The 14,552-nt window shown below is 64.7% G+C and carries 13 protein-coding genes and 2 pseudogenes; 4 read left to right on the forward strand and 11 right to left on the reverse strand.

The annotated features are described in order from the left end of the window. Positions 1–11: 11 nt before the first annotated feature. The 8 genes and pseudogenes from ACSQ76_RS20295 to crcB form a co-directional block, all read right to left on the reverse strand. Positions 12–779 (reverse strand): amino acid ABC transporter ATP-binding protein, encoded by a 768-nt coding sequence (locus tag ACSQ76_RS20295; protein WP_103763501.1) that lies wholly within the window; start codon positions 777–779, stop codon positions 12–14. A gap of 14 nt (positions 780–793) precedes the next feature. Then, positions 794–2,087, reverse strand: a pseudogene (locus tag ACSQ76_RS20300) (amino acid ABC transporter permease). Position 2,088: 1 nt separating this feature from the next. Then, positions 2,089–3,302 (reverse strand): annotated as a pseudogene (locus tag ACSQ76_RS20305) (amino acid ABC transporter permease). 115 nt (positions 3,303–3,417) lie between these two features. Next, the gene (locus tag ACSQ76_RS20310) at positions 3,418–4,437 is read right to left on the reverse strand and encodes an amino acid ABC transporter substrate-binding protein (protein ID WP_437157980.1); all 1,020 of its coding nucleotides are present in this window, start codon (positions 4,435–4,437) and stop codon (positions 3,418–3,420) included. A gap of 192 nt (positions 4,438–4,629) precedes the next feature. Continuing rightward, positions 4,630–5,355: an ATP12 family chaperone protein gene (locus ACSQ76_RS20315; protein ID WP_437157981.1), complete on the reverse strand. Its 726-nt coding sequence runs from the start codon at positions 5,353–5,355 to the stop codon at positions 4,630–4,632. Then, the gene (locus ACSQ76_RS20320) at positions 5,352–6,032 is read right to left on the reverse strand and encodes an HAD-IA family hydrolase (RefSeq protein WP_437157982.1); all 681 of its coding nucleotides are present in this window, start codon (positions 6,030–6,032) and stop codon (positions 5,352–5,354) included. The genes ACSQ76_RS20315 and ACSQ76_RS20320 overlap by 4 nt, the downstream gene beginning before the upstream one ends. Then, the gene (locus ACSQ76_RS20325) at positions 6,029–7,084 is read right to left on the reverse strand and encodes an RluA family pseudouridine synthase (RefSeq protein WP_437157983.1); all 1,056 of its coding nucleotides are present in this window, start codon (positions 7,082–7,084) and stop codon (positions 6,029–6,031) included. Before ACSQ76_RS20325 ends, ACSQ76_RS20320 begins: the two co-directional genes overlap by 4 nt. Further along, positions 7,081–7,458 carry a fluoride efflux transporter CrcB gene (crcB, locus tag ACSQ76_RS20330; RefSeq protein WP_437157984.1) on the reverse strand — a complete coding sequence of 126 codons (378 nt, stop codon included), beginning with the start codon at positions 7,456–7,458 and terminating at the stop codon, positions 7,081–7,083. Before crcB ends, ACSQ76_RS20325 begins: the two co-directional genes overlap by 4 nt. A 108-nt stretch (positions 7,459–7,566) precedes the next feature. Between crcB and ACSQ76_RS20335 the strand changes: the two genes are divergently transcribed. Then, positions 7,567–8,805 carry a glycerate kinase type-2 family protein gene (locus ACSQ76_RS20335; protein ID WP_437157985.1) on the forward strand — a complete coding sequence of 413 codons (1,239 nt, stop codon included), beginning with the start codon at positions 7,567–7,569 and terminating at the stop codon, positions 8,803–8,805. 180 nt (positions 8,806–8,985) lie between these two features. Further along, entirely contained in the window at positions 8,986–10,329 is a 1,344-nt protein-coding gene (gene glmM / locus ACSQ76_RS20340) for a phosphoglucosamine mutase (RefSeq protein WP_437157986.1), read from the forward strand. A gap of 105 nt (positions 10,330–10,434) precedes the next feature. On the opposite strand, the gene ACSQ76_RS20345 is transcribed toward glmM, so the two are convergent. The 3 genes from ACSQ76_RS20345 to petA are packed head-to-tail and all read right to left on the reverse strand — an operon-like array spanning position 10,435 to position 13,175. Next, positions 10,435–11,226 (reverse strand): cytochrome c1, encoded by a 792-nt coding sequence (locus tag ACSQ76_RS20345; protein ID WP_306127491.1) that lies wholly within the window; start codon positions 11,224–11,226, stop codon positions 10,435–10,437. A 17-nt stretch (positions 11,227–11,243) separates the two neighbouring features. Beyond that, positions 11,244–12,584, reverse strand: a complete 1,341-nt coding sequence (petB, locus tag ACSQ76_RS20350) for a cytochrome b (RefSeq protein ID WP_437157987.1) — start codon at positions 12,582–12,584, stop codon at positions 11,244–11,246. A gap of 12 nt (positions 12,585–12,596) precedes the next feature. Further along, a complete protein-coding gene (petA, locus tag ACSQ76_RS20355) occupies positions 12,597–13,175 on the reverse strand; it encodes a ubiquinol-cytochrome c reductase iron-sulfur subunit (protein WP_306127489.1) in 579 nt (192 codons plus the stop codon). A gap of 225 nt (positions 13,176–13,400) precedes the next feature. On the opposite strand from petA, the gene ACSQ76_RS20360 reads away from it, so the two are divergent. Further along, positions 13,401–14,081 (forward strand): outer membrane protein, encoded by a 681-nt coding sequence (locus ACSQ76_RS20360; protein WP_306127488.1) that lies wholly within the window; start codon positions 13,401–13,403, stop codon positions 14,079–14,081. Between the two features lie 39 nt (positions 14,082–14,120). Next, on the forward strand, positions 14,121–14,516 hold the full coding sequence (locus tag ACSQ76_RS20365) for a hypothetical protein (RefSeq protein WP_437157988.1): 396 nt from the start codon (positions 14,121–14,123) through the stop codon (positions 14,514–14,516). Positions 14,517–14,552 lie beyond the last annotated feature (36 nt).

Raw genomic sequence — 14,552 nt, forward strand, 5'->3', positions numbered from 1 at the left:
AAGACCCCCGATCAGTGGCCCAGGATCTGGCTGAGGAACAGCTTCGTCCGGTCGCTTTTCGGGTTGTTGAAGAACTCCTCGGGTTCGTTCTGCTCCACGATCTGGCCCTGATCCATGAAGATCACCCGGTTCGCCACCTGCCGGGCAAAGCCCATCTCGTGGGTCACGCAGAGCATCGTCATGCCTTCCTCGGCAAGGCTGACCATGGTGTCGAGCACTTCCTTGATCATCTCGGGGTCCAGCGCCGAGGTGGGCTCGTCGAACAGCATGATCCGAGGCTTCATGCACAGCGACCGCGCGATGGCGACCCGCTGCTGCTGACCGCCCGACAGTTGCCCGGGATACTTGTCGGCCTGTTCCGGGATCTTCACCTTTTCAAGGAAATGCATCGCCGTTTCCTCGGCCTGCCGCTTGGGGATCTTGCGCACCCAGATCGGCGCCAGCGTGCAGTTCTCAAGGATCGTCAGGTGCGGGAACAGGTTGAAGTGCTGGAACACCATCCCGACTTCGGACCGGATCTTGTCGATGTTCTTGATGTCCGACGACAGCACCGTCCCGTCCACCTCGATCCGGCCTTTCTGGTGCTCTTCCAGCGCGTTGATGCACCGGATCAGCGTCGACTTGCCCGACCCCGACGGGCCCGCGATGACGATGCGCTCGCCCCGGTGCACCGACAGGTCGATGTCGCGCAGGACGTGGAACGTGCCGTACCACTTGTTCATGTTCTCGATCCGGATCGCGATTTCGTCCGAGACCTGCATTTGAGCGGTTTCCGCCATGGAGAACCCTCCCCTTACCTGTGATCAGTGTTGAGCTCGCGCTCAAGCCACTGCGAATATTGAGACACGCCATAACAGACGACGAAGAACAGGAGCGCGGCAAACCCGAACAGCTCCCAGTAGACCCCGTTCCAGTCGGTCGAGGCCAGGATCGGACCCCGGATCATGCCGACAAGGTCGAACATCGAGATCACCGAGACCAGCGTGGTGTCCTTGAACAGGCCCACCGCCACGTTCACGATGCCCGGGATCGAGATCTTCAGCGCCTGCGGCAGGATGATCAGCCGCATCGCCTGGGCATAGTCCAGCCCCAGACTGTCGCCGGCCTCGTACTGACCGCGCGGCAGGGCGGCGAGCCCCCCCCCGGATCACCTCGGCGATATAGGCCGAGGCGAAGGCCGTGATCATGATGATCACCCGGATGATCAGGTCGAATGTCGTGCCCGGCGGCAGGAAATAGGCCAGCACCACGTTCGCCACGAACAGAAGCGTGATCAGTGGCACGCCCCGGATGAACTCGATGAACACGACGCAGATCCACTTGATGATCGGCATGTCCGATTGCCGCCCCAGCGCCAGCGCGATGCCGATCGGGATCGACAGCGAGATACAGACCGTGCCCAGGATCATGTTGAGCATGAAGCCCCCCATATCGCGCGACTGCACCTGTTCCAGTCTCAGCACCTCGATCTTGCCGATGCTGCCGGCCAGGATGATCGCGACGATGAGCACCCCGAGGCCTCCCAGCACCGCGACGCCGAAGCCTCTCTTCTCCAGCGTCTTGAAGGCGACATAGGCCGCGACGAACCCAAGCAGCAGAACCAGCGGCGGCACGATGGAGCCGCCCCAGATCAGCCAGAACGCCAGGAAGGGGTAAACGGCCGTAAAGAGCAACATCTTCCGTGGCAGGTACTTGAAGAACATCACCGGCGCCGCCGCCACGAACAACAGCAGGAAGGCCAGCGCCGGGCGCCAGTATTCCGTGCTGGGATACTTGAACCCGAACAAAAGCTGGTTCCAGCGGTCGCTCAGCACGGCAAAGCAGCCCCCCGTCGCGCCGTCCAGTATCTCGCGGCATTCGCGGATCGAGGCTGCATTCCAGATCCCGTTCAGGATCCAGGGCAGCGTTGCGGCAAGCAGGAAGTAGATCACCACGATCGCCGCCACGGTCAGAACCGCGTTGGGGACAGTCGCGAAGAGGTTCTGTTTCATCCACTTGGTGATGCCGGTTTCAGCCGCCGGAGGTGGCGTTTCCGGCAGCATTGTTTCACGAACATAAGCGACGGATTCTGCATGTGTGTCAGACATCTCAGCGCTCCTTCAGCCGGACGGCGTTGTTGTAGAGGTTCATCACCGCCGAGATCCCGAGGCTGATCAGCAGGTAGAACAGCATCAAGAGCAGCACGCATTCGATGGCGCGGCCCGTCTGGTTCAGCGTGATACCCCCCAGCGTCGCGGTGATGTCGGCATAGCCCACCGCAATCGCCAGCGAAGAGTTCTTGGTGATGTTGAGGTACTGCGAAATCAGCGGCGGGATAATCACCCGCAGCGCCTGCGGCAGGACCACCAGGTTCATGATCCGGCGCGGACGCAGGCCCAGGCTTGCCGCGGCCTCCGTCTGGCCCTTGCTGACGGCCAGGATACCGGCCCGCACGTTCTCTGCGATGAAAGCGCCGGTATAGATCGACAGCGCGAACCACAGCGCGATCAGCGGCGCCCCGATCTGCAGCCCGCCGCTGAAGTTGAAGCCGCCCAGTTCGGGATAGTCGAGCGAGATCGGCTGTCCCATGATGAAGAACACCAGGATCGACGGCACGAACAGGATCGCCAGTGACGGCCACCCCATCGGCAGCAGCTTGCCAGTGGCGTAAAGCAGCTTCTTGGCATAGCGCCGATAGGCGAAGACGCCGATGACCGACAGGATGAAAGTCACCACGACAACCATCGACCCCGGCCCCCAGACCGGCATCGGCACATAAACCCCCGGTTGGTAAAGGCGACCGATCCAAGGATCATCGACGCGTCGGGGTCATCTCCGCGAAACGCCCTTGGCGCCGGCAGCACGGCCGTCATGATCGTGAAGATAATGATGATCCAGATCAGCACCGGCACGTTGCGGAACGCCTCGACGTAGCCGGCCATCAGCTTGCGCACCAGCCAGTTGTTCGACAGGCGCAGCACGCCAGCGATCACGCCGAAGATCGTCGCAGTCAGACAGGCGAGAAACGCCACCAGAAGCGTGTTTAGGATCCCCACGATGGCGGCGGTCAGGTGCGAACTTCGGCTGGTATAGTCCACCAGCGTCTGGTTGATGTCGTACCCGGCCGGCTCGCCCAGGAACTCGTAGGAGATGTTCAGACCTGCTGCCCGAAGGTTCAGAACCAGGTTATAGCCCAGGTAGGCGATGATCGCGATCAGCACGATCAGGGCGATGAACTGGAATGTATAGGAACGATACCGCGTATCGTTCAACAGCATAGACGGTCGAAACGACTCCTGTTGAGGGTCGGTCATAATTGTCATCTGGAGTGTCCCCGTTGGCGGCCCGGATTTTTGTTTGCGCTTTTGCGCGGGTGGGCCTGTCCTTGGTTAGATGCGCGAAGGGCGCGGAGTGATCCGCGCCCTTCGACTTGGTATCTTACCGGAACGGCGGCGAGTAGAGCAGGCCACCATCGGTCCATTGCGCGTTCAGACCGCGCGCCAGGCCGATCGGCGTGGTCTCACCGATGTTCTTCTCGAAGAGCTCGCCGTAGTTGCCGCCGGCCGAGATGGCCTTCACGGCCCAGTCGGCCTCGAGGCCCAGCATCTCGCCAAGGTTACCCTCGGTGCCGAGCAGGCGGTTGATCTCCGGGCTGTCGCCGGCGGTTCCGGCCATGTCGCCGATGTTGGCGCTCGTGACACCCAGCTCTTCGGCCGCGATCAGCGCGTTCAGGGTCCAGCGAACCACGTCGCCCCACTCGTTGTCGCCGTGACGGACCAGCGGGCCCAGCGGCTCTTTCGAGACGATCTCGGGCAGCAGGACATGCGCCGACGGATCTTCGAACGCGGCGCGCGTTGCGGCCAGGCCCGAGGCGTCGGTGGTGTAGACGTCACATGCACCGGCCAGGTACTGCTGCTGCGCTTCGGCATTGGTTTCGATCGGCACGGGCTCGTAGTTCATGCTGTTCTTGCGGAAGTAGTCCGCCAGGTTCAGCTCGGTCGTGGTGCCGGTCTGGATGCAGACGGTCGCGCCGTCCAGATCCTTGGCCGAGGACACGCCCAGCTCTTTCGGAACCATGAAGCCCTGGCCGTCGTAGTAGTTCACGCCGACGAACTCGAACTTCAGGTCGACATCGCGCGAGAAGGTCCAGGTCGTGTTCCGGGCCAGCATGTCGATCTCGCCCGAGGCCAGCGCGGTAAAGCGCGTCTTGCCGGTGGTGGGCACGAATTCGACAGCTTGCGGATCCCCCAGCACGGCGGCGGCAACGGCACGGCAGACGCCGACATCGAAGCCATCCCAGTTCCCGTTGTTATCCGGCGCGGCAAAGCCGACCAGACCCGTGGTCACGCCACAGTTCAGCGTGCCGCGTGCCTTGACATCGTCAAGCGTCGCGGCCGCAGCTGCGCCAGCCGTAAGGCCGGCCACCGTCAGCGCGCCTAGAAATACGGATTTTTTCATGTTTACCTCTTCCTGATGTATCCGCCCGTTGCAGGGCGGTTTGGTCGGTCCCAAAGGACCGGAGCGATACTGTGAAAGGGGTTCCCCCACGTCAGTGTGCATAAGTGTGTGTGGATTCATTCCTGAAGGTCAAGACCCGTGTCACGAAAAACGATCGCCTCGGGGCAATGTTTCCGTTTGGGAAACCGCTGTTTAAGCCTCTGTCCCGGCCCCCTGAGCCAGATCGTGAAAGCGCTTGGCGTGCAGGAACTCGGCCTGTTTGATCGCCTCGGTCGCGCGGGCCTGCTCGTCAATGCCCCATTGTTCTTCCTGCCAGCGCTCGTCCAGACGCGAAACCTCCCACAAATCCCCGGCGGGGCAGGCGCCTTCCATTGCGGCAAGCCCGATCACGAGAGAGCCGGACAGACCCACGAGATCGTGAAAGGCCGTCAGGGCGAAATTGTCCATCCCGTGCACGACTGCTGAAAAAAGCGCCAATGCATCCGGGTCCTGCGGGCGGTGCATCACGCCGGCCACCGGCACCAACCGCGCCCCGTATCGCGCCTCCGCCCAGGCCAGCAGCGGATCCCAGGCCTCCGCCTGACGCGCGACAAGGCTGTCGGGGCTGTCCGCGCGATAACACAACAGGTCGGTGTCGCCATAACCGGCCAGCATCTCGGCTACTTCGGCGTGCTGGTGCTGCACCTTGTCGATGGCCGCATTGGCCGAGCGCGTGTTGGGCATCGTGTCTGGCCGGATCAGCTCGTCCTGCGCGTCCCACTCCTGGGCAATCGCTTCGGCCAGCGGGCGCGACGGCACCACCAGCGCGGCCTTGGCAGGGGTCTTGACAGGCCGGCCGTCCAAGCGGATGCCAAACCCGCCCGCGTCCTCGACAACGGCGGCCTCTTTCCAGAACCGCTTGGCCTTCCACTCGCTCATGCCGCGGTCTCCCATATCTGTTGCAGAAGGGGCGGCAGCGCGTCGAAGCTCTCGATCACGTACCGCGCCGCGCCCAACGCCTCGCGCGGGTGATAGCCCCAGCCGACGCCGATGCCCGTAACGCCCGCAGCCGCGGCCATCTCCATGTCGAAACTCGTGTCGCCGATCATCACCGCCTGGTGCGGCTCCAGCCCGGTCTCGGCCAGCGCCGCGCGAATCATCGACGGATGCGGTTTCGACGGGTGGTGATCACTGACCTGCTGGGTGATGAACATGCGCTCCAGCCCGTGCCCCTCCAGCAGCTTGTCCAGCCCTCGCCGCGACTTGCCCGTCGCCACGCCCAGCAGCGTCTCGGGCTGCGCGTGCAGCGCCTCCAGCACCTCCCGCGCCCCGGGATAAAGCGGCGAGGATTGCGCCGCCCCGATCTCGGCCCGCAGGGCGACATAGGCGTCCTTGTACCATTCCACCATGCGGCTCTGTATTTCCGGCGGCAGGTCCGGCGCCAGAAAGGCGATCGCCCGGTCCAGCGACAGCCCGACGATCGATAGGATCGTATCGCGCGACGGCGCTTCGCGCCCGGCTCTCGCAAAGGCATGGGTCATCGCCGCGACGATATCCGCCTGGCTGTCCACCAGCGTGCCGTCCACGTCGAAGATCACCAGCCGCAGCGCGCTCATCGCAGCGCCTCGAACGGGTCTTCGGCGGCCAGGTCCGGCGTCCAGCCCAGCGTCTCGAACGTGTTGGCCATGTGCTCGGGCAACTCGGCGTCGATCACCACGGGCTTTTTCGTCACCGGATGCTCGAACGCCATGGTGCGCGCGTGCAGGTGCAGCTTGTTCGAGATGATCCCGCCCAGCTTGGCCCCCCAGCCATCGCCAAGGTTCTCCTGGCTCGACCCACCATACTTGCCGTCGCCCACGATGGGATGTCCGATCTCGGCCATATGCGCGCGCAACTGGTGTGTCCGGCCCGTGATCGGCTCCATCGCCACCCAGGACGCACGGCTCGCCACCCGGTAAAGCGTGGCATACTGCGTGATCGCCCGCTTGGCACCCTTGGTGCGGTCCACCTCGCCGGGATGGATGCAGACCATCTTCTCGCCCTCGCCGCGTGCGCCATGCCCCCCGGCCTTGACCAGCCCGTACTTGATCTCGCCCAGGTAGGGCGTCGGCACACCGGCTACCACGGCCCAGTAGATCTTGCGCGTCTCGCGGTGCCTTATCGCCTGCGTCATCGCCGCCGCCATCGCGCGCGTGCGGGCCAGGATCAGAACACCCGACGTATCCTTGTCCAGCCGGTGCACCAGCCGCGGCGAGTCCTCGAACCCGAACCGCAGCGCATCGGCCAGCCCGTCCACGTGCCGGGTCAGCTTGCTGCCCCCCTGTACCGGCAGGCCCGGCGGCTTGTTCAGCGCGATGATGTGATCGTCGCGATAGATCACCGCGTCCCGGATCATCTTCGCGTCGGCGTCCGAAATCTTCGTCTTCTGTTTCTCGACGGGCGCGCTTTCCACCTCGCCCGGCTCCGGCAGCGGCGGCACACGCACCTGCTGGCCCTCTTCCAGCCGCGTGTTTGCCTTCACCCGCCCCCCATCGACGCGCAGCTCACCCTTGCGGCACATCTTCTCGATCCGGCCCTGCGCCACGTGCGGAAACCGCCGCCGCAGCCAGCGGTCCAACCGCTGGTCGCCCTCGCCGGGCTCGACCGTCAATGTCTGCACACCGCTCATGCCCAGATCCCCCGCGCCAGCCATATCCCCAGCGCCAGCCCGATGATCGACAGACCCACCGACAGGATCACGTAAAGCGCCGCCGTCCCCACCGCGCCCCGCTCATATAGGGTGAACGCCTCCAACGAGAAGGCCGAAAAGGTCGTGAACCCGCCCAGCACCCCCGCCATCAGAAACGGGTTCAGATGCGTCAGGTCCTTCTGGAACGTGTAAACCACCACCATCCCCATCAGGAAAGACCCCACGATATTCACCGGCAGCACGCCCAGCGGCAGACCGCCGCTGACATGTCGCGCCGCGGCCAGCCCCACGCCGAAGCGCAGCATCGAGCCCATGGCGCCGCCAAGGCCCACCTGAAGAAAGGTCATCCACATGGCCGCGTCTGTCGCCTCTGCCCCCGGCTTTGTCAAGCTGGGCAGGCCGCGCTTGCATGTGCCGCCCGCAACGCTAACCTGCGCCGACCCAAAGACCCGGAGCCCGCCATGCAAAACCCCGACAGCTTCCTGCGCCGCCTTTTCGACCGTGCCGTGGAAGTGGCCGACCCGATGCAAAGCCTCGCAGCCCACCTACCGCCCCGCCCCGAGGGGCGCCTCGTGGTGATCGGCGCCGGCAAGGCCAGCGCCCGCATGGCCGAAGCGGTCGAGGCCGCCTATGGCCCCTGCGAGGGTCTGGTGATCACCCGCTACGGCTACGCCCGCCCCTGCGACGGCATCGAGATCGTCGAGGCCGCGCATCCCGTCCCGGATCAGGCCGGCGTCGACGCCACCCGTCGGATGCTGGCCCTGCTGGACACCTGCGGCGAAGGCGACACCGTGCTGGCGCTCATCTCCGGCGGCGGCTCCGCGCTGCTCTGCGCCCCGGCGACCGGCATCACCCTCAACGAGAAACAGGCGCTCACCGACGCGCTTCTGGCCTCAGGCGCGCCCATCGGCGCCATAAACGGCATCCGCAAACAGATCTCGGCGGTCAAGGGCGGCAAACTCGCCGCCGCCGCCCACCCGGCCAGAATGCTCGCGCTCCTGATCTCCGATGTGCCCGGCGACAACCCCGGCGACATCGCCAGCGGCCCCACCGTGGGCGACACCGGCACTCAGGCCCGTGCCCTGGAAACACTCAACCGCTGGAACGTGACGCCCTCGCCCTCGATCACCGACTACCTCAATGCCGGCGGCAATCCCCTGCCTCCCGACGACCCGCGCCTCTCGACGGTGGAAAACGTAATCTACGCCGCCCCCTCGCAATCGCTGGCCGCCGCCGCCGAAATCGCCGAAGCGGAAGGCATCGAGGTGCAGATCCTCGGCGACGCCCTCGAAGGCGAGGCCCGCGACGTCGCCGCCAAGCACGCGACCCTCGCGCGCAAGGCCCAGGGCAACAAACCCGTCCTCCTCCTGTCGGGCGGCGAACTCACCGTCACCCGTCGCGGCAACGGCATCGGCGGCCCCAACGCCGAATACTGCCTCGCCCTCGCCATCGCCCTCGACGGCGCGCCCGGCATTCACGCCCTGGCCTGCGATACCGACGGCGTCGACGGCGCGGCGGAAGTGGCCGGCGCGGTCATCTCGCCCGACACTCTCACGAAAGCCCCCGACGCCGCCGACGCGCTGGCCATCAACGACGCGCACGGCTTCTTCGGGCGCATCGGCGATCAGGTCGTGACCGGCCCGACGCTCACCAACGTCAATGATTTCCGCGCGATCCTCGTTCTGCCACGGACAGGGTGAATCAGGCCCCAAACGCCTCGGCGATTCCGCCCCCGAACATACCCCGGACCCGCATAGAGGCGCGGCACCATGCGTTCCATGCCACAAATGGCTTATGCCGCCGCGCACCATTGGACAGGGCGCGGCGGCGCTTGTATGAGGATGGTCATAAAAACGTCACGGGGCAAAAGGTGCGTGTGCATGGCTGACAAACTCTTCGGAACCGACGGCGTCCGGGGCGAGGCCAACACATGGCCCATGACCGCCGAACTTGCGTTGAAACTCGGCGCCGCGGCCGGGCGGCATTTCCGCCGCGACAACCAGGAACACCGCGTGGTGATCGGCAAGGACACCCGCCTGTCGGGCTACATGATCGAATACGCCCTGACCGCCGGTTTCGCCTCGACCGGCATGGATGTCTTCCTGCTCGGCCCCGTGCCCACGCCCGCCGTGGGCTACCTCACGCACTCACTGCGCGCAGATGTCGGCGTCATGATCTCTGCCAGTCACAACCCCGCCAGCGACAACGGGATCAAGCTTTTCGGTCCCGACGGCTTCAAGCTGTCGGACGACTCCGAGGCGGGAATCGAACAATTGCTGCAAGACGGAGCGCGCCTGGCCAAGCCGGAAAACATCGGCCGCGCCAAGCGGTTCGAGGACGCCCGCGGCCGGTATGTCGAATACGCCAAGACGACCTTCCCCTATCGCGGCCGGCTCGAAGGGCTGCGCATCGTGGTCGACTGCGCCAACGGCGCCGCCTACAAGACCGCGCCCGCCGTCCTGTGGGAACTTGGTGCCGATGTCATCCCTCTGGGGATCGAGCCCGACGGCACCAACATCAACTTCGAATGCGGCTCCACCCATCCCGACGCGGCGGCACGCAAGGTGCTGGAAACCCGCGCCGATCTGGGCATCTGCCTGGACGGCGATGCCGACCGCCTCGTGCTGATCGACGAAACCGGGCATATCGCCGACGGGGATCAGATCATGGCCCTCATCGCCACCCGCTGGGCCGCCGAAGGCCGGCTCAAGGGCGATACGCTGGTCGCTACGGTCATGTCCAACCTCGGGCTGGAACGGCACCTCGCCGCCAAGGGGATCGGCCTCAAGCGCACCAAGGTCGGCGACCGCTACGTGGTCGAGGAAATGCGCGCCTGTGGCCACAATCTGGGCGGCGAACAATCCGGCCATATCGTCATGACCGATTACGCCACCACCGGCGACGGCCTGATCGGCGCCCTGCAATTCCTCGCCTCGATGGTGGAAACCGGCCAGAAGGCCAGCGAGCTTGCCCGTGTCTTCACACCCGTCCCGCAAAAGCTCGTGAACGTCCGCTTCCAGTCCGGCCAGACCCCGCTCGAGGCCGACGTGGTGCAGCAGGCCATCGCCAACGGCGAAAAGAAGCTGGGCAGCGACGGACGCCTGCTGATCCGCAAGTCCGGGACCGAACCGCTCATACGCGTCATGGGAGAGTCCGTCGATCCGGCGCTGCTGGACACGGTGCTGGAGGATGTCGTCGGCGCGGTGAAACAGGCAACCGTCTGAGGTTCCGGGGCCCACCTCAGGTGTGACGCTCGGCCCCTTGCCCACAGCAAAAAGCCCCCGGTGCATGGCAACGGGGGCTTTCAAAGTTCAGCGAAGGCCGGTCCCTCAGCTTTCGTATTTCTTCTTGATCGGCTTCCAGATCCGCTTGTTTGTCAGGTACAGCAGCACCGACAGCAGCGTCAGGAAGATCACCCCGGTCAGGCCCGCCTGCTTGCGGTCCATCATCTTGGGCTCCGCCGTCCACATCAGGAACGCCGCGACATCCTTGGAAATCGCGCTCAGGTCGTTCGCGTGACCATCGGCATATTCCACGTCCTCGCCGTAAAGCGGCGGCGCCATCCCGATCCAGGTTCCCGGATAAGCGGTGTTCTCGTAAAGCGTGGTTCCCGCTTCTTCCTTGGTCTCGCCGGTATACCCGGTCAGCAGAGAATAGATGTATTCCGGCCCGCCCATACCTTTGACAAGCTGGTTGATCCCCGTCCCTGCGGGACCGTGGAACCCGGCACGGGCCTTGGCCATCAGGCTGAGGTCGGGCGCGTTTTCCAGGTTGGACCCGGGGAAATGGTCGACCGGGCGTGCCGCACGGAAATCGTCCAGTTCCTCGTCGAACACTTCGAAGTTCTGTTCGGCATAGGCACGCACTTCGGCTTCCGAGAAATGCGGCCCGCCCTCGTCGGCCAGCGTGCGCAGCGGCACGTATTGCAGCCCGTGGCAGGACGCACAGACCTCGGTATAGACCTGCAGTCCGCGCTGAAGCTGTGCCTGGTCGAAGCTGCCGAACGGTCCCTCGAAGGAAAAGTCGACATCCTTGGTGTGGCCGCCCTCACCGGCGGCGAACGCGCCACCGGTCGAAAGGGCCAGGGCCGTGACTGCGCTGATCGCGAATGTCTTCATCATTTGCCTGATCCTTTCTCTTACTCGGCCGGGCTGGCAACGGTGGTCGTGCCGCCGGTCGCCGCCTTGTGCGCCTCGAAATCCTCTTCGATGGTCTCGGGCATCGGCAACGGTTTCTCGATCACGCCCAACAGCGGCAGGATCACCAGGAAGTAGGCGAACCAATAGGTCGAGGCGATCAGCGAGTAGGTCGCATAGGGCTCTTCCGCCGGGCGGGCGCCCAGCCACATCAGCAGCACGAAGTCGACCGCCAGCAGCCAGAACCACCATTTGAACATCGGGCGATACCGGCCCGAGCGCACCATCGAGGTGTCCAGCCACGGCGCCAGCGCCATCACGGCGATCGCGCCGAACATGGCCAGCACGCCAAAGAACTTGGCGTCGATGATGCCGCCGGTGATGAAGGATGCGAACTGCACCACCCACACGTCCGACGTGAACGCCCGCAGGATCGCGTAGAACGGCAGGAAATACCATTCGGGCACGATATGCGCCGGCGTCGCCAGGGCGTTGGCCTCGATATAGTTGTCGGGGTGGCCCAGGTAGTTCGGCATGAAGCCCACGATGGCAAAGAACACCGCCAGGATCACGGCCAGTGCGAACAGGTCCTTGATCACGAAATAGGGCCAGAACGAAACGGTGTCCTTCTCGGCCTCGGCCTTCGAGGTGCGGCGCACTTCGACACCCGTGGGATTGTTGTTGCCCGTGGTGTGGAACGCCCAGATATGCACGGCCACGAGGGCGGCAATCACGAAGGGCAGCAGGTAATGCAGGCTGAAAAAGCGGTTCAGCGTGGCGTTGTCCACCGCCGGACCACCCAGCAGCCATGTCTGGATCGGCTCACCGATCAGCGGGATCGCCCCGAACAGCCCGGTGATCACCGTGGCTCCCCAGAACGACATCTGACCCCAGGGCAGCACGTAGCCCATGAAGGCCGTGCCCATCATCAGCAGGTAGATCAGCATCCCGATGATCCACGTGATTTCGCGCGGCGCCTTGTAGGAGCCGTAGTAAAGACCGCGGAAGATATGCAGGTAGACCGCAAAGAAGAACAGCGAGGCGCCGTTCATGTGCAGGTAGCGAAGCATGTGCCCGCCGTTGACGTTGCGCATGATGTGCTCGACCGACGCGAACGCCTCGTCCACATGCGGCGTATAGTGCATCGCCAGGACGATACCGGTGACGATCTGCAGCACCAGGCAGAAGGTCAGCACGATGCCCCAGATCCACATCCAGTTCAGGTTCTTGGGCGTGGGGATCATGATCGTGTCGTACAGAAGACCGACAATGGGAAGGCGGCGGTTCAGCCACTTCTCGCCACTGGTTTTCGGCTCGTAATGGTCGTGAGGAATTCCAGACATTGTTGTTATTCCTTATCCCAGTTTCACGGTCGTTTCGTCGACGAACTCGGCAATCGGCACCGGCAGGTTCGTCGGCGCGGGGCCTTTGCGGATCCGTCCCGCCGTGTCGTAGTGCGACCCGTGGCAGGGGCAGAACCAGCCACCCACGCCGCTGTCCAGCACGTAATCGCCGGCATTGCTCAGCGGCACGCAGCCCAGGTGCGTGCACACACCGATCTGCACCAGCCACTCGCCGGTTTCATCCAGCGCCCGGTTCTCGTCCGAGGCGGGAACCTCGCCTTGCAGGTTCTCGTTCCGCGCGATCGGGTCGGGCAGGCTGGAGACGTCCGCTTCGCGCGCGGCCTCGATCTCGGCCTCGGTGCGGCGGCGGATGAAGACCGGCTTGCCCAGCCATTTCACCGTCAGTTGCGAACCCTGTTCGATACCGGACACGTCCACCCGGATCGAGCTGAGCGCCTGAACGTCGGCAGAGGGGTTCATCTGGTTGACCAGCGGCCAAACCGCTGCACCGACCGCCACGACACCCGCGCCGGCGGTCGCGTAATAAATGAAATCTCTGCGTGTACCTTCGTGGTCTTCTGCGTGGGACACGAGCCAATCTCCAATCTGTCTGAGCCTTCTAGGCAAATCCCCGTATGCGGCAGACGGACGACTCCCCTCACCGCGATCATGCGCGTATTTATCCAAGCTTGCCTGAGGCGTCCAGTGCACAATGCCAATCATTTGAAGAGGGTGCTCATCTGTCGCGCTTGTGACGGTCCCGCCGCGGGTGTAAGCACGAGCCAACCCGCGCTGTTTCTTGAAAAGGCCCGTATCATGCTGAATTCCGTTCGTGTTTCCCTGTTCGCCCTCCTCGCAATGGCCAGCCCCGCCGCCGCCGAGATCGAGCTCAGCTTTTATCTCGGCGCCCAGGGCGTGACCGAAAGCACCGCCAGCGGCACGCTGCCCAACGGCGGCGGCGGCTTCAGCCGCAACATCGGCTGGGACGGCAAACCCTTCGATGCGCCGATCTACTACGGCGGCCGCATCATGTACTGGACCGATACCAACTGGGGCTTCGGGCTCGAGGGCACGCACACCAAGGCCTACATGCCGGCGGGCGACGCCGCCGCCGTCGGCCTCACCCGGTTCGAGCTTTCGGACGGCCACAATATCTTCACCGCCAACGTGATGAAACGCTGGCCCGGCGCGTTCAACCAGGGCCGCTTCACGCCCTATGTCGGCGGTGGCCTCGGCGTCGCGGTTCCGCATGTCGATGCGCTGGCCGTGGGCGCCACCAACCGCACCTACGACTACGAGAACACCGGCGTCGCGGTGCGCGGCATCGCCGGCATCAAGTACGACTTCACCGACCGCTGGGCGCTCTTCGGCGAATACCAGATGACCTATTCCGAGAACGACATCACCATCGACGGCGACCCCGGCCAGCCCGACGGCCGCCTCAGCACCGACCTGCTGACCCACGCGCTGAACTTCGGCATCAGCTACAGCTTCTAGGGTCTGGCGCGCGCCCCCGGGGCGCGCTATTGACCTGTCATGACCACGAAACGCCTACACCGCTCCGGCGCGAACCGCGGCATCGGCCTGATGCTGCTCTGGGCGTTTCTTGTCGTCTTCACCGCCTATTCCTCCTTCGCACCGGGCACCATGCCCCAGTTCCAGCCCGGCGGCATCACGGTCGTGCTCTGTACCGGCGATGCCGAGCGCAGCATCACCGTCGATGAAAACGGCACCCCCGTCGAGGCCGAGGACGTGCCCTGCCCCTGGGTCACACACGCCAAGGCCGCCGATCCGGCCGTCGCCCCGATCCTTGCCGCGCGCCCGATCCGCGCCACCCATCGCGACGCCGTTCTCGTTCACGCGGCAGCCCCGCTCCCGCGCCCCGGGTTCCCCCGGCGCAACCCCGCGCACCCCCGCATACCTTTGATCTGACTGCACTTACCCAATTGCTTCACATCAAAGGAGAAC

Source organism: Roseovarius sp. B08 (genome assembly GCF_051417955.1).
In the GTDB taxonomy this organism is placed as follows: Bacteria; Pseudomonadota; Alphaproteobacteria; order Rhodobacterales; family Rhodobacteraceae; genus Roseovarius.